This window comes from Actinomyces ruminicola (assembly GCF_900103885.1).
Classification (GTDB): Bacteria; Actinomycetota; Actinomycetes; order Actinomycetales; family Actinomycetaceae; genus Actinomyces; species Actinomyces ruminicola.
Window position 1 is genome coordinate 50806 of the sequence record NZ_FNIM01000013.1, and the last position, 19061, is coordinate 69866.

At 72.0% G+C, this 19061-nt stretch carries 12 protein-coding genes; 8 read left to right on the plus strand and 4 right to left on the minus strand.

Going from position 1 to position 19061, the window contains the following annotated elements; translation table 11 throughout:
* Positions 1–38: 38 nt before the first annotated feature.
* From BLR49_RS10110 to BLR49_RS10120, 3 genes are all read left to right on the plus strand, one after another.
* Entirely contained in the window at positions 39–509 is a 471-nt protein-coding gene (locus BLR49_RS10110) for a helix-turn-helix domain-containing protein (RefSeq protein ID WP_086615438.1), read from the plus strand.
* Positions 506–913: an antitoxin gene (locus BLR49_RS13720; protein WP_176765843.1), complete on the plus strand. Its 408-nt coding sequence runs from the start codon at positions 506–508 to the stop codon at positions 911–913. The genes BLR49_RS10110 and BLR49_RS13720 overlap by 4 nt, the downstream gene beginning before the upstream one ends.
* Before the next feature lie 106 nt (positions 914–1019).
* Positions 1020–6437 (plus strand): DEAD/DEAH box helicase, encoded by a 5418-nt coding sequence (locus BLR49_RS10120; protein ID WP_092537255.1) that lies wholly within the window; start codon positions 1020–1022, stop codon positions 6435–6437.
* Between the two features lie 70 nt (positions 6438–6507).
* On the opposite strand, the gene BLR49_RS13075 is transcribed toward BLR49_RS10120, so the two are convergent.
* The gene (locus tag BLR49_RS13075) at positions 6508–6867 is read right to left on the minus strand and encodes a hypothetical protein (RefSeq protein ID WP_143013745.1); all 360 of its coding nucleotides are present in this window, start codon (positions 6865–6867) and stop codon (positions 6508–6510) included.
* A gap of 65 nt (positions 6868–6932) precedes the next feature.
* Between BLR49_RS13075 and BLR49_RS14020 the strand changes: the two genes are divergently transcribed.
* Entirely contained in the window at positions 6933–7244 is a 312-nt protein-coding gene (locus tag BLR49_RS14020) for an L-threonylcarbamoyladenylate synthase (RefSeq protein WP_092537257.1), read from the plus strand.
* A 384-nt stretch (positions 7245–7628) separates the two neighbouring features.
* On the opposite strand, the gene BLR49_RS10130 is transcribed toward BLR49_RS14020, so the two are convergent.
* On the minus strand, positions 7629–10085 hold the full coding sequence (locus BLR49_RS10130; RefSeq protein WP_092537259.1) for a heterodisulfide reductase-related iron-sulfur binding cluster: 2457 nt from the start codon (positions 10083–10085) through the stop codon (positions 7629–7631).
* A gap of 1235 nt (positions 10086–11320) precedes the next feature.
* Here BLR49_RS10130 and BLR49_RS10135 point away from each other — a divergent pair.
* Positions 11321–12382: a helix-turn-helix domain-containing protein gene (locus BLR49_RS10135; RefSeq protein ID WP_092537260.1), complete on the plus strand. Its 1062-nt coding sequence runs from the start codon at positions 11321–11323 to the stop codon at positions 12380–12382.
* Between the two features lie 62 nt (positions 12383–12444).
* Here BLR49_RS10135 and BLR49_RS10140 read toward each other — a convergent pair whose 3' ends face one another.
* Entirely contained in the window at positions 12445–12738 is a 294-nt protein-coding gene (locus BLR49_RS10140) for a DUF4235 domain-containing protein (RefSeq protein WP_092537261.1), read from the minus strand.
* A gap of 386 nt (positions 12739–13124) precedes the next feature.
* Here BLR49_RS10140 and BLR49_RS10145 point away from each other — a divergent pair, with 386 nt between their 5' ends.
* The 3 genes from BLR49_RS10145 (at position 13125) to BLR49_RS10155 (ending at position 17393) form a co-directional block, all read left to right on the plus strand.
* Positions 13125–14297: a thiamine ABC transporter substrate-binding protein gene (locus BLR49_RS10145; RefSeq protein ID WP_092537263.1), complete on the plus strand. Its 1173-nt coding sequence runs from the start codon at positions 13125–13127 to the stop codon at positions 14295–14297.
* Positions 14298–14347: 50 nt separating this feature from the next.
* Positions 14348–16075 carry an ABC transporter permease gene (locus BLR49_RS10150; protein WP_245690602.1) on the plus strand — a complete coding sequence of 576 codons (1728 nt, stop codon included), beginning with the start codon at positions 14348–14350 and terminating at the stop codon, positions 16073–16075.
* A gap of 160 nt (positions 16076–16235) precedes the next feature.
* On the plus strand, positions 16236–17393 hold the full coding sequence (locus BLR49_RS10155; protein ID WP_092537267.1) for an ABC transporter ATP-binding protein: 1158 nt from the start codon (positions 16236–16238) through the stop codon (positions 17391–17393).
* 107 nt (positions 17394–17500) lie between these two features.
* Here the strand turns inward: BLR49_RS10155 and BLR49_RS10160 are convergent, their stop codons facing one another.
* Positions 17501–18982 carry a hypothetical protein gene (locus tag BLR49_RS10160; protein WP_092537269.1) on the minus strand — a complete coding sequence of 494 codons (1482 nt, stop codon included), beginning with the start codon at positions 18980–18982 and terminating at the stop codon, positions 17501–17503.
* Positions 18983–19061: the final 79 nt, after the last annotated feature.

Consider the following 19061-nt stretch of genomic DNA (forward strand, 5'->3'; position numbering starts at 1 on the left):
GCTACATCGTTATAGCATCCCTGCTATATGCTTGGTGTGTGAGACGCTTCGATACTGATGCGGCGCCTGAGCTCATCCGTGCTGCACGACGTGACGCGGGGTTGACGCAGACCCAGTTGGCTGAACGCGCCGGCCTGCGGCAGCCGAGTCTGGCCCAGATGGAGTCGGGCAGGCGTTCCGTATCCGACGAAATGCTGGAACGCGTCTTGCGTGCGGCCGACTACCGTCCATCCATTCCGCTCGCCGCACACGCCGATGCGATCATCGCCAGTGCCCGGGCGCACGGCCTGGCGAATCCGCGGGTGTTCGGTTCGGCGCTGCGCGGCGAGGACACCTTCGACTCCGATATTGATCTGCTGGTCACCCCCGCCTCCGGTGCTGACCTGTTCGATCTGGCCCTGTTTGCCGCCGAGGTTGAGGAGCTAACGGGATTCCCGGTCGAGGCGGTGGCCGATACCTCGGTGCCCGACGTCCTCAAGAGCGCCGTCCGAGAGGCGGTGCCTTTGTGAACGACGCCGACCCGAAACGGCGGTTCGCGCCGCGTCCCCGCAGAGCTGCTGCACGCAGCCATGACCGAGAAAACCTGGTGGAAGAGCTGAAGGCGATTCGCAGGCGCGTGCAGATGGTTTCCGGCACCTCGCGGGACTCGTTTCACGACGGCTCGGACGCCTACGACGTCGCATCGATGGTGATCATTTGGCTGGCGGCACTGTTCGAGCGACCCGAGTTCGTGCCGTATCTGACTGCTGTCACTCGCGAGGAGCGGCTGGCGATCAGTACGACGCGGAACATAGCGGCCCACACGGGTTACCGATCAATGAATGACGACCTGTTCTGGGCTGCGGTGACGCAGCGGGTACCGGAGATTCTGGACCGGCTGATCGATGAGGCCGCAGGCGCGGAAGACTTCTGACGGGCCGAGTCTTTGAACTCCGGCGCTCCCGGTGTGAGGTGGGCGCTGCCGGCGGTGCGATCTAGGGGCTCTATTCCTGTCGGTGCCCACGCCTATCCTGGCCCCGATGCCGCCGACACTGCCCGAGACTTTCGCTCCCGCCACCCGCGCCTGGTTCGACGCCGCCTTCCCGGCCGGGCCGACGCCGGTGCAGCTGCGTGCCTGGGAGGCGATTGGCCGCGGCGAGAACGCCCTAGTGATCGCCCCCACCGGCTCGGGCAAGACCCTCGCGGCGTTCCTTTCCGCCATTGACCGGCTCGCCCGTCCCGGGGCGCAGGTGGCCCAGGGCGATGAGCCCACTTCGGCCGACCGCCCCGCCCGGCAGCCGCACCGTGGGGTACGGGTCCTGTACATCTCCCCGCTCAAGGCGCTCGGCGCCGACGTGGAGCGCAACCTGCGCCGTCCCCTGGCCGGCATCACCGCGGCCGCCGCAGACCTGGACGCGCCCGCCGCCCCCATCTCGGTGGGCATGCGCACGGGCGATACCACCCCGGCCGAGCGCCGCCGCCTGCGCACTCACCCGCCCGACATCCTCATCACCACCCCCGAGTCGCTGTACCTGATGCTCACCAGCGCAGTGCGCGAGACCCTGCGCAGCGTGGAGACGGTGATCGTCGACGAGATCCACTCCTTCGCCGGCGAGAAGCGCGGCACCCACCTGGCGCTGTCGCTGGAGCGCCTGGACGACCTGCTGCCCCGGCCCGCCCAGCGCATCGGTCTGTCCGCGACCGTGCGCCCGCCCGAGGAGATCGCCCGCTTCCTTGGCGGCACCCATCCCGTCAGCATCATCGCCGACGACGCCCGCACCGCCCCCGACGTGACCGTGGCCGTGCCCGTGACGGACATGGCCCGCGTGCCGGCCACCTGGGATCGTCACGAGCGGGCCCTGCGGGGCACGCCCCGGCGTAGCGGGACGGCGGGTGTGGGCGGTGGAGCCGGTGATCGCGCGGGTGACCCGGTCGGCGCGCGTGTCGGCAGCACTCGCGCGGATGGCCGGGCGCCGGTCGGGACCGGCGGCCGGGGCGGCCGTAGCGGCCGGGAGGCGTGGCGCTCGGATCGGGCCCTGCGCGCCGCCATGGCCCCCGGCCGCGCCGACGGCGAAGCCCCGGCCCGCATGACGGCCTCCATCTGGCCGCATATCGAGCACGCCCTGCTGGAGCAGATCCTCGCCCACCGCACCACGCTCATCTTCGTCAACTCCCGCGGTGTGTGCGAGCGCCTGACCGCCCACCTGAACGAGGCCTACGCCGAGTACCTGGCCGCGCGGGGCCCGGCGGCTGCCGAAGGCTCCGAAGACATGGCCCTCGAACCGGTCCGTCACCACGAGTCCTGGGAGATGGGGGAGAGCCACCACGCCCGGCCCCTGCCGGAGGGCGTCCCCGTGATCGCCAAGGCCCACCACGGCTCGGTCTCCAAGGAGCAGCGCCGCGAGGTCGAGGAGGAGCTCAAGTCGGGCGAGTTGCGCTGCGTGGTGGCCACCGCCTCCCTGGAGCTCGGCATCGACATGGGCTCCATCGACCTGGTCCTCCAGGTGGCGCCCCCGCCGTCGGTGGCCGCCGGGCTGCAGCGCGTGGGCCGCGCCGAGCACCGCGTCGGCGGGCGGCCCCGCGGAATCATCTACCCGGTTGAGCACACCCAACTGGTGGACGCCGTCGTCGCCGCCGAGGGCATGCGCACCGGCGGCATTGAGCGCACCTCCCTGGTGCCCAACGCGCTGGACGTGCTCGCCCAGCAGACGGTGGCCGCCGTCGCCGTCGAGGACCGCACCGCCGACGACTGGTACGCCACCGTCACCCGCGCCGCCCCCTACCGGGGCCTGCCGCGCACCGCCTTCGACTCCGTCCTGAACCTGCTTGCGGGCGGCTACGCCTCCGCCGAACTGGCCGACTTCTCCCCGCGGATCTTCTGGGACCGCAAAACCGGCGCGCTCACCGCCCGCCCCGCTGCGCAGCGCCTGGCCGTCGCCGCCTCCGGGACCATCCCCGACCGCGGCCTGTTCCCGGTGATGCTGCCCGAGGGCGACGCCGCCGCCGGCCGCCGCCGCGTGGGGGAGCTGGACGAGGAGATGGTCAACGAGTCCAGCGTCGGTGACGTGATCACCCTGGGCACCTCCTCCTGGCGCATTCGCGAGATCGGGGCGGACCGCGTGGTCGTCGACCCGGCGCCCGGCCGCAGCGCCCGCCTGCCCTTCTGGCGTGGCGAGGGGGTCGGGCGGCCCGCCCCCACCGGCGCCGCCAAGGGCGCCTTCCTGCGCGAGGCGGCCGCGGCCCTGGGCGACGGCGGCTTCGGGGACCCTCCGCAGCCGGAGCTGACCGAGCGTCTGGGCCGCGCGGGCCTGGACACGAGTGCCCAGGCCAACCTGGTGTCGCTGCTGCGCGAGCAGCGGGCGGCCACCGGCGTCGTCCCCAGCGACACCACGATCGTGCTGGAGTGCTGCCGGGACGAGGACGGCAACTGGCGGCTGATCCTGCACAGCATGCTGGGCCGCCGCGTGCACGAGCCCTGGGCCATGGCGATCAAGGAGCGGGCGCGCCGCATGCTGGGCTTCGACCCGCAGATCGTCACCGGCGACGACGGCCTGGTGCTGCTCGCACCGCCCAGTGAGCGCCCGCCGGGTGGCGAACTGTTCATCTTCGATCCTGCGGAGATCGAGCAGCTGGTGCGCACCCGCGTCGACCAGACCGCCGTGTTCGCCGCCCGCTTCCGCGAGTGCGCCGCCCGCGCCCTGCTGATGCCGGGAGCCCGTCCCGGCCGCCGTACCCCGCTGTGGCTGCAGCGGCTCAAGGCCGGCCAACTCCTGGAGGCCTCCCGGCAGTTCCCGGGCTTCCCGGTGCTGGTGGAGGCGGCCCGCGAATGCCTGCAGGACGTGTGGGACCTGCCCGCCCTGCGGGGCCTCATGGAACGCCTCGCCGCGGGGCGGGCGCAGGTGGTGGAGGCGGCCACGCACACGCCGTCCCCCTTCGCCGGCCCGCTGCTGTTCGGCTACACCGCCACCTTCCTGTACCAGTACGACGTGCCCAACGATGAGCGCCGCGCCCACCTGCTCTCCCTGGACCCCGACGCCGTGGCCGAACTCGTGGGCGACGGCGGCATCGCCGACCTGCTGGACGAGGAGGTCATGGCGCGGGTCGAGTGCGAGCTGCAGCGGCTGGAGCCCGGGCGGCGGGTGCGCGCCGACGCCGAGGGCCTGGCCGACCTGCTGCGCGAGCTCGGGCCGCTGACTGTAGGTGAGCTCGCCGCCCGCTGCCGGGGCGACGACGGCGAGTCGGCGGGTGAGATGGTGGCGCACGAGGCTGTGGGCGAGCCTGAGCCCGATGCGGCAGGCGGCGGTACGGAAGGTGAGTCGGCCTCGGGCGGTGGCAGTGCGGATGTCGGCGTTGCTGTCGGGTCCGGGATCCTCGCGGTCGTGCGTTCCGGGCTCGCGGAGCTGGAACGGGCACGGCGCGCCTTCCCTGTGCGCGTGGGCGGGCGGGAGTGCTGGGCGCGCACGGAGGACGCCACGGTGCTGCATGGTGCCCTAGGCGTCGCGGTGCCCGACTGGGCGGATGGGGCCTCGTCTGTCGCCGGGTCCCGCACGCCACTGGCCGAGCTGCTGCTGCGCCATGCCCGCACGCACGCCGCGGTGACGGCCGAGGCGGTGGCCCGTGCCTTCGGGCTGGGCGTGTCCGTGGCCGCCGACGAGCTGAAAGCACTGGCCGACGAGGGCACGCTCATGCGCCTGGGCGGCGGCGACCAGGCCCGCTGGATGGCGCCTGGAGTGTTCACCCGGGTGCGCAACCGTTCGCTGGCCAAGGCGCGCGCCGCCGTGAAGCCGGTGCCTGCCGCCGCCCTGCAGCAACTCGTGCTGGAGCGCGCCGGCATAACTGCGCGTGTGGAGTACACGGGCGCCGAGCCCGCAGCTGCCGGGGCGCCGGCAAGGCCTGGTGCTGTGGCCGGCAGCGCCGCATACGGCGTCGGGATCGCGCCCCCGCATGGCGTCGAGGCGCTCGCGGAGGCCATTGCCGCCTTGGAGGGCGTGTGGCTGCCCGCCGGGCTGTGGGAGGCGGTGGTCTTCCCGGCCCGGGTTGCCGACTACCGACCCTCCGTGCTGGACGAGCTCATCGCCTCGGGGGAGGTGGTCTGGGTCTGCCGGGCGCGGGGCGCAGCCGGTGCGGATGCGGCCGCCACTGCGGGCGTCCCGGCGCCGTCGGTCGCGGCTGCTGCGCCAAGGTCTACTGATCCGAGCCGTAGCGGCGCGCTACTTGGCGAGATCGCCTTCTTCCCCTCCGACTCGCCGCTGGCTCCCGCAGTTGGGGCGAGCCTCGGTCGGGACGAGCTAGACCCCGAGGAGCACTGGGCGCTGGTGCTCTCCGGGCGGCTGACGGCCAGCTCTTTCGCGCCGGTGCGCACGGTCCTCCAGCCCCGGCCGACCGCCGCCCCGCTCCGGCGGGTGAGCAGCCGCCGTACGCGCCGCTACGGCGGTTACCGCAGTGGCTACTACACCGACCGCGCCCGCCTGGCTGGGTCTGCGGGGCTGCCGCGCTCGACGCCGCCCGCATCACAGCCGCTGCCGCCACCAGGCTCCCGGCGGCCATCGGCCTCGACCGGTGGGGGCGTCCCCTCCAACGGCAGCACCGTGGCCGCGGGCCACAACCCGGCACTCGTGGCCGCGCTCGCAACGGCCTCCTGGCACCGGCTCTCCCCGCAGCAGGTTACGGCCGAGGAGCAGGCGGTGGTCGACGTCGAGTCCCTGCTCGACCGCTACGGCGTCGTCAGTAGGGACGTGGCGCTCGCCGCCGGCGTGCCGGGCGGCATCGGCCCGCTGCTGCCGGTGCTGCGCCGCATGGAGGACACCGGCGTGGTGGCGCGCGGAGCCTTCGTCGACGGGCTCGGGCCGAGCCAGTTCGCGGGCCGGGAGACCGTCGACCGGCTGCGTGCCCTGGCGGGGCGGGACGCCGACGGCGATGTCATGGAGGCTCCCACTGCCGTGCAGAAGGGCGAGGGCTCCCGGCCCTCCGGTGCGACTTCCGAGTCCCTACCGGCACCCGATCCTGGCGCCGCACCGGTGCCGGTGGTGCTGGACCTGAAGGACCCCGCCTGCCTCGTGGGCGGCGTCGTCCCCTGGCCCGAGCCGGCGCTACCACCAGAGTTGGCCGCGCGGGCCGCAGCTGTCGCAGATGCCGCGGAGCTGCCGCGCCCGGCCGCGCGGCAGGGGGCGCGTGTGGTCCTGATAGGCGGGCGGCCGGTGCTGCACGTGGCCGAGCGGCTGCGCGCCCTGACCGCCTACACGGCCAATCGGGCGGAGCTGGAGCGGGCGCTGGCCGCCGTCGTCGCCGCCGAGACCCGCGACCTGCTGCGCCGGGCGGCCCGTTCCGGCAAGCGCGTGGTGGAGACGCTCAACGGCGTCTCCGCGCTCGACCCGGAGGTCGGTCGGCTGCTGGAGACGGCCGGGCTGGTGCGCGACCCGCGCGGCATGCGCCTGCACATCGACCCCTACCGGAGCTGAGCCGTGCCGGACCCGCACCCGCTTACCGGAGTCCTCTTCGACTCGCCCGTCCCGGCGGGCGGCCGGTCGTTCATTTCTGTTTCGGTGCGCGGTCTACCGCGATACGGTAATCCTCAAGAGCGGTGTGAAGTATATACCGCTGCCGCTCGATTTGCTCATCATCGTGTTCCGCTCGAGCTAGTGAACGAATCAGGGCTAAAGATGCCTCGTATACTGCATCCTGTGTGCGGTCGATGTCCGGGGTGCGCGGCTTCGTTCGGTCCATCGGGGATGCGACTGAGCGTAGAATATCGTTCGGTGTTGTTGGTAGTTTCGTTCTGCTGTCTTCTGGAACTGCTGAAGGACTGAGTGACAGTAAATGCTTAGCGGCATGGATGACTTCATGATGTGCGTCTAGTTGTTCTGGCGTCAGGGGCTGTTCAGCGTTCATGGAGTAAAGGTATCACGATGTGGCCATGGTTGTAAACGTCTGTGACAGGCTCTTTTAGTGGAGATATGCGGAGGCGTGCCTCCCAGGGTATTCATAGTCATAGATGTCGGGTGGTGCCTGACTTCCTGGTGCGCGGAGGCGGTACGGTGGCGCTGGGGGTGTTGTCGAGCCCGACCCTGCAACGATTACTGGGATTTACTGGACGGCCGGTAGCGATGACATCTGCGAACCTGTCCGGCCGGGCCGACGGCGTCCTGGTGGACCTAGAACTCATGAGCGAGCAGATCGGTGACGAGGTGGACCTGATCCTCGGGGCAGGCATCAGGGCACCACGGCGTCGTCGACGATCATCAAGGTTCAGGATGGTCGGATGTTGATCTTGCGGCAGGGAGATGGGCTCCCCAGAGACATCCGTGACGCTATGGACGGGGTGAGCGTTCAGACGGACTTCTAGAGGTGCCTGGGGCGGGTCTGGCGGCTCGTCTGCTACGCCACTTCGGTGTTTGGAACGCCGGTTAGCGGTCTGCTGAATACCTCGGAGGCCTTCAGCAGACCGCTAAGTGGCGTAGTAAACGGTGAACCGGCGTTGCAGACGGGCTCTTGGTGTTTGTGGGGGCGGCGGTTCGGGCCCGGGGCTGCGGCGTGGTGGTCGTGTTCGGGCCGATGAGGTCGACGTCGAGCCGGCCGACGCCGTCGGGAGGGCGTAGCGGCGGCCGGTGGCCCGACCGGCGTCGGCTGCTGGCCGCCGGGCGGAAACGCTCTCAGGCGGGCGTCGGCTGCTGGCCGCGGCGGACGGACTCCAGCATGAGGGTGGCCACGTCGGTGACGCGCACGTCGGCACCCTCGGAGGCGACGCCGTCGGAGAGCATGGTGGTGCAGAACGGGCAGGCCGTGGCGATCACCTGCGCGCCGGTGCCGATCGCTTCCCGCGAGCGCTCCACCGCGATGCGGGTGCCGATCGACTCCTCCATGAAGGCCCGGGCCCCGCCGCCGCCGCAGCAGAATCCGCGCTCGCCGCTGCGCGGCATCTCCAAGGTGGCGGCGCCGGTCGCCTCCAGCAGCTCGCGCGGCGGGGAGTAGACGCGGTTGTGGCGGCCCAGGTAGCAGGCGTCGTGGTAGGTGACGCTCGGGGCGCCGCCCGCCTCAGGCCCTGCGGCGGGCGGCGCCGTCGGCCCCGCCTGCGGGGGAACGGGACGCAGCCGCCCCTCCCGCACCAGCCGACTCAGCAGCTGCGTGTAGTGCAGCACCTCGTAGTGCCCGCCCACCTGCGGGTACTCGCGGGCCAGCGTGTTGAAGCAGTGGGCGCAGGTCACCACGATCTTCTGGGCCCCGGCCTCGTTGAGCGTCTCGACGTTCTGTGCCGCCAGCGTCTGGAACAGGATCTCGTTGCCGGCGCGGCGGGCCGGGTCGCCGGTGCAGGCCTCGGCGTCGCCCAGGACCGCGAAGGACACCCCCGCGGTGTGCAGCAGCTCGGCCACCGCCCGCGTCGTCTTCTTCGCCCGGTCCTCGTAGGCGCCCGCGCAGCCCACCCAGAACAGGTAGTCGACCTCCTCGGCCGACTCGATGTCCTCACCAATAACCGGCACATCGAAGTCCAGGCCCTTGGTCCAGTCCATGCGCTTGCGCGCCGCCAGGCCCCACGGGTTTCCCTTGGACTCCAGTTTGCGGAACATCTGCCCCAGCTCCTTGGGGAAGGCCGAGGCCATTAGCACCTGCTGGCGGCGCACATCGATCACGTGGTCGACGTGCTCGATGTCCACCGGGCACTGGTCCACGCACGCCCCACAGGTGGTGCACGCCCACAGCACGTCGGCGGGGACCACCTCGCCGGCCAAGGGCGCCGGGCGCGTGGCCACGCCCGACTCGGTGGGGGCGGCCTTGGCGGCCAGGAGGGCACCCAGCACGTCGCCGGTGTGGGCGCTGCCCGGGGCCAGGCCCAGATCGTCGTCGTCCTCCAGGCCGTCGGTCATGCCCGTCAGCCGTCCGAGCGGGCCCCGGGCGCTGCGGCGCTCGGCCAGCATCGCCTCGGTGACGTCGTCGGGCTCGATGCCGAGGGCGCTCGCCGCGCGCAGGTAGGGGGCGACGGCGGCGTGGTGGTCGCGCAGGGCCAGCGTGAACAGCTTGGGGGACAGGGGTTTACCGGTGTTCCACGCCGGGCACAGGTCCTGGCAGCGGCCGCACTCGGTGCAGGTGGAGAAGTCCAGCAGGCCCTTCCAGGTGAAGTCCTCAATGCGCTCCACGCCGAGCTTGACCTCGGTGCCGGCCGCCTCGGCGGCCTCCATGGCGGCGTCGAGGTCGTCCAGCGTGTCGGCGGTGAGCGGGCGGCCGTCGGGCAGCAGCAGCGGCTTGGCGGGGCCAAGTGCCTTGGTGCCGTCGGGGTTGCGGCGCGCGTAGAGGTTCACGAAGGCCAGGAAGCGGTGCCAGGCCACGCCCATCGACGGCTGTCGGCCCACCACCACGAACCAGCTCATGGAGATGACCACCTTGATGGTGGCCACCACCGTGATCGCGGCGGCCAGGGCGTTTGCGCTGAGCGGCGCCAGCAGTGGGCCGGTCCAGGCGGTCAGCGGGAAGTGCGTCCAGTGGGCCAGTGCGGCGTCGGCCGGGTCGGGGGAGAGGTTTAACTGGGCGTGCTCCAGCATCCGCAGCACCAGCACGCAGACCACCACTCCGGCCACCACCGCTTCCACGAAGTGCGCCTGCCCCTGGCTGGAGCCGGCGAAGCGGGAGGTGCGGGTGCGGGTGCCGCCGGCGGAGTCGGCGTCGAAGGGGGGCGCGGCGGCGCGGCGGCGGGTCAGGACGCGGCGCACCGCGATCAGGTGGATGATGCCGGCCAGGCTCAGCCAGGCGATGAGCTCAACCACCCACGCCCACCAGGCCTGATGTCCCAGCCACGGCAGCTCCCATTGCGGCCCCGCCAGCACCTGGCCGTAGCCGGTGACCAGGGTCAGGAACAGCAGTGGGAAGCTGACCATCACCAGCCAGTGCGCCGCCCGGATCCAGGGGCGGCCCTTGAAGGCGGTGTGGCCGACTACCTCGCCGAGCATGCGTGCCAGGCGGCGGCAGACGGGGTGCAGGCGCTCGCGGGGGACGGGGCGGCCCACGCCCATGCGGTTGGCGATGGTGCGACAGGCGCGGCCGAAGACGAACACGCCGACCACCGTCGTGACCGCGACGATGACGGCACACGCGATGCGCAAGCCCAGCAACCAACTCATGGCGTCAGCCTACGCAGGTGGGCGGGTGCGGGTGCGCAGGCGTCACCAAGGCGCGGCTGGGATGCGCGTGAATGGGCGCGCCGGGGCGCGGGGGAGATGGCTGGGGTGGAGCTGTTGGCGTTGGTGCCTGGCTGCCGGCGGCTGCCGGCGTGGCGTCGGGTGTCATTGGATGCACCGCTTTCAGGCCCGCGACCGCAGCCCGCGTCAGCCGTGTTCGCGGAATCCTGCAGTTCCAGCGTGATCCTGACAGTGACGCGGTCCGAAAGTGGTGCATTCTGTGACAGGTGCGGGGTGCGTATCCGGTGGAGGCGTCGGTGCGTGTGCGGCGGGTGTGTTGGGACGGAGGAGCGTGGCCGGGGAAGGTGGGTGTTGGCGCGCAGGGGCGCAGCGGGTGTGCCGCACGCTTAAGAAATGAGTGTGTTGGTTGAAATGGCTTGATCCTGCGGTTTCAGGTTTGCGGGGAGGGGTGGTGGGAGGTCTCCCATGAGCGGCGGGGATGTCGGCGCACATGGGAGACTTGGAGGTGGGTTGGGCTGACTGGTGCGGATTGGCGGAATTTCAGCGAAAAGTCTGTTACTGAGGGAGTTGTGAAGGCGCCTTGAGCATGCGGAGGCTCGGGGTGGCAGACCTGTTGCCACGCTGAGGGCCGTGGCTCCGGAAGAACGTCGTTTTTTTCGGGGTGCGCCTCGATCTTAAGGCTCTCGATGAGTTCTTCGCGCCCCTGCCGGAAGGTGAGGTTGAAGATCGACCTGGTCCGTAGTCCACGTGACCCACGCCGACGATGAAGTCCTCAGGACCAGGCCGACGGTCGGCCTGGTCCGGTGGCCCAGGCGACCTCGGATCACGTCGTTGTACCTGTCTGCAACGAGTTTGCGCTGACGGGGATGCATGTGACGGGGCGCTCGCGCCGATCCACTGCAGCTCGCGGGGCAGAAATGAATCTCCCCACCCGGTGCTCGCCGGGCAGCCGGGTGTCGGTACGCGCTTGGTGCCCGCCGCGGCCGACGGGCCTGCCGCTGGCCTCGCTCGCCCGTTCCCGATACGCTGCGGGAACACGGGCGGATCGCGGCGGCCCGGGAGTTCGCTCAACGCGACCACCCAGGAGTCCCGATGACAAGACCGCTCGGGAGCGCCGTTAACGGGTTGCTCGGCAGCTTCGCCTGCGCGTCGCCGACGCGCTGCTTACGCCGCCGCCCAAACAGCCATGGCTGCACCGGACCCTGGAGGAAGTCGACATGAGCCCAAACCGCAGTACCGATGACCACCACGAGCCCGACGATCCCGACATTGCCCAGGCTATGCGCGCCCGCCGCCAGGAACTGGGGCTGAGCGTGCCGGCGATGGCAGCACGCGCCGGAGTCTCCGAGCAGACCTGGCGCAACTATGAGGCGGGCCGCACCCAGGTGCGGGGCGACAAGCAGATGGGAGTGTGGGAGGCCCTCGAATGGGAACCGCCGGCCCATTGGCAGGCCCTGGCCGGACTCCGCGCCTTCCTGCAAGGTGGCGATATGGCGGCGGGTCTGAACGGCGGCCCGGACGCCTTCGGCGCCGGGGTCGGCGGCCCCGACTTCGACATCCCTGACGAGGCCTACGAACCTTTCGAAGGCCTCGATCCCGAGGAACTTGCCGCCCAGGCCGCCGCCGAACTCCCCGTCCCCGACTGGGACGACATCCCCACCGTCCTGTCCGAGGTGTACTCCCCGCGACTGGCGCGCACGCTCGGGGAGGAAGCCGCCCGCTGCTTCGCCTTGGGCGCCTTCCTGTTCGACATGTCCGTCGCCGAGGACCTCGAGAACCTGGCCCAGCTGCCCCGCGGTGCCCACCTGGGCCAGCTCGACGAGACCCACATCGGCTCCACCCTGCCGCAGTTGTGGCTGACCCGTTACGACTACGAGTTCGTTTTCCAGCTGCGCGGCACCGCCCGGGATATGGCACTGCGCCTGACCGACGGGGGCCCGGCGGTCGGTGAACCGCTGGCGCGCACCCTGGCCGACGTCCTCGTGCTCCACGACATCTTCAACCTCGGCGGCGTCATCGCCGACTCGCGCGGCGCCGACATCGACGAGGACCGCTGGGATGGCTGGGTGGACGCCCTGTCCGGCCCCGACCAGCCCGCCCACGCGCTGATCACCATGGGCCTGATCCCGCCCGCCGACGCGCCCGAGCACTTCGACAACTGGTTCAGGCCGCTGCCCAGCCCCTTCATCCCCGACTGGGACGGCGCTTCCGCCGGTGGCTCGACTACGGCCTTCGGGCCGACCGACAGCACCGTCACCCCGCTGCGCCGGAATCACTGACAGCGCCGACGCCGAGAGCGTTTACAGCGCCGGCGCCCCCGCGTCAGGCATTAGGCCCCCAGTTAGGCCTCCAGGGCCGGCGCCTCACCCGCGCCGGGCACGACCCCGCTGCGGCGGGCGTGGATCTTGGCGGCCTGGCGCAGCGTCAGCTGCCGGGTCAAGGTCATGACCGCGCCGGAGATCACCGCGAATGCGACCACCTCGCCAAGGCGGTAGCTGAGCACCTGCTCCTCGTCCTTGGGGGCCGGCTTGCCGGTGATGGCCTTCCACCCGACGGCCACGGCCTTCTCGGCAACGGCGCCGGAGACCAGTAGGGAAAGGGCGGAGGCAACCGTCCAACTGAGACTGTTCTTCATGGTGGTGACTCCCTGAAATCTGCTCGCTGACTGGACACTCGACGGCGGCGACGGCGCTGCGGCCGGTCGCCGACCCCACCCCCGATCCTGTCACATGTACCGGGGGGCCAAGGCCACGGACGCACCCCGTTCAGGCTTTTGCTCCGCAGCGCGCAGCGGAATCACAAGTTGCCGCCATGCGGCATCGCGCTAGGCTGGCCCCACAACGACAGGGGAGCGCCCCGTCGTCGGCGGGCCCGCCCCGCCCACGACCACGGCGCTGAGAGTGCGGGCAGCCGCAGACCCTCGAACCTGCCCCGGTTAGCACCGGCGAAGGAAGTCGAGAATCTCCCCGGGCGCACCGGCTGCGCCCGGGCCCTCCGGAGAGCCCATCCAGGAGGACCATCATGACCATCAACGAGCCCACCAGGTACCCCGCCACGGGCGGTGCCGCACGCGCCACCGCAACGCGCAGCGCCCACCCACTCGCCGCCATCCGTCCCAGCCGCCGTGCGCTGCTCGCCGGGGGCGCCGCCACCGCCGTAGGCCTGGCGCTCGCGGCCTGCGGCTCGGGCAGCAGCGGCTCCGGAGCCAAGTCCACGGCGCCGGGCGGCGGCAAGGTCACCGTCGTCACCTACGACTCCTTCGATCTGCCCGACGACCTCATCGCCGCCTTCGAGGCCGACACCGGCTACACCCTGGAGATCGCCCGCTCCGGCGACGGCGGTGAGGTCGCCAACAAGCTCATCCTCACCAAGGACGCCCCGCTGGGCGACGCCGTCTTCGGCATCAACAACACCATGGCCTCCCGCATCCTCGCCGAGGGCGTCATAGACACCGACACCGCCCTGAACCTGCCCGACGGCGCCGCCGACTACCTGGCCCCCTATATCGTCGACGACACCCCGGCGCTCGTGCCCATCGACTTCGGGGAGGTGTGCGTCAACGTCGACACCTTCTGGCTCTCCGACCACGGCCTGGAGCCGCCCGCCGTCTTTGAGGACCTGACCGATCCCGCCTACAAGGACCTGTTCGTCGCCATCAACCCCACCACCTCCTCCACCGGAATGGCCTTCCTGCTGGCCACCATCGGCCACTTCGGCGTCGACGGCTTCGCCCAGTACTGGAAGGACCTGGTGGCCAACGGCACCAAGATCGACGAGGGCTGGTCGGACGCCTACTACACCGACTTCACCGCCGGCGGCGGGGACGGCGCCTACCCGATCGTCGTCTCCTACGCCTCCTCGCCCGCCGCCACCCTCACCGACGACGGCGCAGCCACCACCACCGCCGCCCTGCCACGCACCGCCACCCGCCAGGTCGAGTACGCGGGCGTGCTGGCCGGGGCCGCCAACCCCGACGGCGCCGCCGCCTTCGTGGCCTGGATGCTCTCGCGCCAGGTGCAGGAGGCCATCCCGGACGCCATGTACATGTACCCCGTCGACCCCGACGCCGCCCTGTCGGACGCGCTCGCACGCTTCGGCTCCACGGCGGAGGACCCGATCGTGGTCGACCCGGCCGACATCGCCGCCCACCAGCAGGAGTGGCTGACCGCCTGGGCGGAGGCCGTCGGCCAGTGACGGCGGCGCGCAACTTCGACCGATCTCGGCGGTTATTTCGACCGATCTCGGTGAGAGGGGGCGGGAGCGCAGGCGGGCTGCGCGCAGCCCACGGCCCACGGGCGACGGCGGGGGAGCGGATCGGCTGGACCCTCGCCGTCGCGCTCCCGCTGGTCTTCCTCGGCGTGTTCTTCGCCTGGCCGGTGCTGACTCTAATCGGGCGCGGCCTGGCGCCCGACGGGGCGCTCGACCTGAGCGGCTTCGGCGAGGTGCTCGCCCGGCCGCGCACCTGGCGGGTCATCGGCCAGACCCTTGTGCAGGCCACTGCGGCCACCGCCATCTGCGTGGCCCTCGGCATCCCCGGGGCGCTGGTGCTCTACCGGCGCCGCTTCCCGGGGCGGGACCTGCTGCGCGGCATCGTCACCGTGCCCTTCGTGCTGCCGGGCGTCGTCGTCGGCACCGCCTTCCACGCACTGGTGACCACCGGCGGGCCGCTCGGCGGCCTGCACCTGGACGGCACGCGCACCGCCGTGGTCGCCGCCCTGGTGTTCTTCAACTACGGGTACGTGGTGCGCAATGTCGGCACCATGTGGTGCCGGCTGGACCCGCGCGCCGTGGAGGCGGCCCGCGCGCTGGGCGCCTCCCCGTGGCGGGCGTGGCGCACCGTCACCCTGCCGAGCCTGCTGCCCGCCGTCGCCTCCGCCGCAGCCACCGTCTTCCTGCTGTGCGCCACCGCCTACGGGGTGGTGCTGGTACTGGGCGGAACCGGCGCCGCCACCATCGAGACCGAGATCTACCAGCTCACCGCCCGCTTCCTGGACCTGCGCGCCGCCGCCGTGCTGTCGGTGGTGCAGCTGGTGGTGATCGCCGCCGCCCTGTGGGCGGGGGAGCGGGCCCGCCGTGCCCGCCAGGCCCACCTGGCCCTGCGCACGGACGTGCCCGCCGCCCCGCTGCGTGCCGGAGACCTCCCGGCGCTGGCGCTGACCGCCGTGACGATCGTCGGGCTGCTGATCGCGCCCATGGCCGTGCTGGTGATCCGCTCGCTGCGCCGGGCCGGGCGCTGGACGCTGGCCAACTACGCCGACCTGTCCACCACCGGCGGCGACAACGCCCTGCTCGTCTCCGTCTGGGAGGCGGCCGGCAACTCGCTGCGCGTGGCCGCAGCCGCCACGGTGATCGCCCTGACGGTGGGCACGGCCGTGTGCCTGGTGCTCTCCCGCAGCCCGCGACGCCGCCTGCTGACGCGTGCCGTGGCGCTGTTCGACGCCGTCTTCATGCTGCCGCTCGGGGTGTCGGCGGTGACGGTCGGCTTCGGCTTCCTGATCACCCTGACCCCGAGCGGACTGACCAATAGCTGGTGGATCCTGCCGCTGGCGCAGGCGGTGGTCGCGGTGCCGCTGGTGGTGCGCACCCTGCTGCCGGGGCTGCGGGCGATCGACCCGCGCCAGCGGGAGGTGGCGGCCACGCTCGGCGCCGGCCCGGGCCGGGTGCTGGCCAGCATTGACGGGCCGCACCTGCTGCGTGCCGCGGGCCTGGCCGCCGGCTTCGCCCTGGCCACCAGCCTGGGGGAGTTCGGGGCGACGTCGTTCCTGGCCCGGCCCCAGGGGCCGACCCTGCCGGTGGTCGTCTACCGGCTGGTCGGCTCCCCGGGCGCGCAGAACCAGGGCATGGGGCTGGCCGCCGGGGTGGTGCTGGCGGTCGGCGCCGCCGCCCTCATGCTCGCCTGCGAACGCCTCCAGACCCCGGCCCCCGCCCCCCACTCGCGCCCCACTCCCGCCCCCACTCGCCGAGATCGGTAGCAGTTACGTGCCGAGATCGGTAGCAGTTACGTGCTGAGATCGGTAGCAGTTACGTGCTGAGATCGGTAGATATGGTCGCTGACACCGGTGCCGACAACGTGCCGGGTCCCGCACAAACGACGTCCTCCGCATCGCCCAACAACAGCCCAGGAGCCCCGGCATGATTCAGCCCCACACCCCTGACTCCACCGCCCGGGGGCGCGGCCGTGGCCTTGAGGCCTCCGCTTCCGTCACCGCCGACACGCCGCCCGCCGAATCCGGCCTGAGCGTGCGCAACCTGAGCGTCGTCTACCCGGGTGCTCGCGGCGCCGCCCCGCTCACCGCCGTCGACGCCGTCAGCCTCGACGTTCCCCGCGGCCAGGTCCTCGCCCTGCTCGGCGCCTCCGGCAGCGGCAAGTCCTCGTTGCTGCGCGCCGTCGCCGGCCTGGAGGACATCGCCGACGGCACCGTCACCTGGGACGGCGACGACGTCGTCCCCGTACCCGTGCACCGACGCGGCTTCGGGCTGATGTTCCAGGACGGGCAGCTGTTCCCCTTCCGCGACGTCGCCGGCAACATCGCTTACGGGCTGGCCGGCATGCCGCGTGCCGAGCGGGCGCGCCGCGTGGAGGAGGTGCTCGACGTCGTCGGCCTGCCCGGATACGGGGACCGGGCGGTGACCACCCTGTCCGGCGGGCAGGCGCAGCGGGTGGTCCTCGCCCGCGCCCTCGCCCCCCGCCCCCGCCTGCTGCTCTTGGACGAGCCGCTGTCCGCCCTCGACCGCGCCCTGCGGGAGCAACTCGCCACCGATCTGCGCAGGATTCTGAAGGCGCAGGGCACCACCGCCCTGTACGTCACCCACGACCAGGACGAGGCCATGAGCGTGGCCGACCGGGTCGGCGTCATGGCCTCCGGCCGCCTGCTGCGCCTGGACACTCCCGAACAACTGTGGACCGACCCCGGCAGCGCGCCGGTGGCCCGGTTCCTCGGGTTCGGCCCGCTGCTCGACGTCGACGCCGCCGCACGCCTGGGCTGGTCCGGCCTCCTGGAGGGACGACCGGGGGAACTCCTGGCGCTGGCGCCCGGAGCACTGACCGCCTACGCCGCCGACGACGTGGGCGCTGGAGCCGACGTCGTCATCAGTGGGAGGACCGAGGCGGGTGTGCGGGTGCCCGTGTCCGCAGTGGGAATGCGCGGCGGGAGGCGCGTGATCGGGGTTGAGCTCGCGGGAGAGACTGCCACCGCCGTGCTTGCCGACGACGGCGCCGAGCCGGTGCGGGCTGGGCAGGAGGTGACGGTGCGGCTGGACCCGCGTCGCACCGCGGTGGTGCAGGCATGAGCGGGGCGCGCCGTCACAACGACCGATTTCGGCACGTAACTGCTACCGATCTCGGCACGTAACTGCTACCGATCTCGGCGAGGGGCGCAGGAAGGCGGGGCGGGATGTCAGTCGCCCAGCTGGGCGCGCGGCGCGCGCCAGATGCCGAAGCGCTCGATCTCGGCCCGCAGTGCCGGGCGGGCGGCGATCTCATCCCACGGCAGAAACACGCGCCGCATGCGGTCGTCCACGAGCATCAGCACCTGGCTGTCGGCGTCGTAGCCGGTCAGCTGCAGGCGGGACATGTCGGCCCAACGCACGGAGGTGTTGCCCGTCAGGCGCCAGGTGCCGTCGTCGCCGCGACGGCGCTCGTGCCACAGAGCGGACAGCGTGTGCTCGCCGACGCACACGCTTTCGGGACGGGAGATGTCCCGGGCACCCGCCGGGTCCCGGGGGAGTGACACCTCCAGCCGGGTGGGTTCCTCCGGCAGGGCCCAGACCAGGTATCCGTAGCGGTTCGCCAGGGCCTCGGTCTCGCCGTTCAGGGGAATGTGCACCGAGGCGCACAACTGGTCATAGGCGTGTCGCACCCCGGCGGAGGTCGGGTGCAGCTCGGCGCTGCGGCCGGTCAGGCGCAGGTGGCGGTCGAGGGCGGCGATCTGCTCGGCCCCGAATTCTTCGAGCGCGCCATCGACGACGGCGTCGGGGATGGGCAGCGGGTTGTGAATCAGCTGCTCAATGATGCGGCGCAGCAGCATTGAGGTCGGTACCTGCTCGTCCAGGTGGATGCAGCAGTAGGCGACGTCCCGCAGCTCCACGACGTTCAGACCGAGGTCGTCATAGACGTTGAACTCCCGCAGGGTGCGAATCGTTTGACGGGCCAAGGCGCGCATGGCCACCAGCGTGTTCGCGCCCGGGTTCCCGACCGCGCTCAGCAGGATGCGCCCATCGTCGTTGCAGGGCAGCAGCGCGGGGCGGCGGTCGAGGTACAGGGGCGGGCGGGCCGGCGCCGTGCCGTAGGCGGGCTGGGCGGTCCACCCCACCCCCACCAGGTAGGGGTCGTTGGTCTCGAACACGTGCCGGACCTCGCCGCGCCGCGGGTCCAGGTGCGCCAGCAGGGCGCGCACGGCCTCCCAGGCGGCCTCGCTGTCGGGAGCGTGGATGCGCAGATTGCCGAGGGTCTGGGTGTTCGTGCCGACGTAGGTGGCCAGATCGCGGTCCCAGACGACGCCGGGGCGGGGCACGGGCTTGGCGTCCGTGCTCAGCTGCTGCGGGTCGGCGAACAACTCGCCGAGGTGCGCCCAGGCGCGCAGCACGGCCTCGCGCCGTCCCCAGACGGCGACGGTGAGTCTGGTGGCGGTGAAGCTCGCCTCCGCCTCGGGCACGGAGACGTCGCCGACGCCGAGCTCTATCGGCCGCTGCAGCTCGGCCTGGAGCGCCCCGCACAGGCGCGCCAAGGTGTCGAGCGCGGCGGGAGCCTCGTCGACGGCGCCGTAGTCCAGGCTCAGCCCCAGCAGCGCCTGCCCGGGCTCGAGGCTCGCGGTGCGCACCATCCAGTCGTGCCCCGCGAAGGAGGCCCACTCGTGCTCGGGCTCGACGACGTCGCTCATGCCGGGCTCACCTGCCTGACTGTGTGCTTGGGTGTTGGGCGCGGCCGGGCTCGGCGGGGCGGTCGGCCCCGGCGGGCGC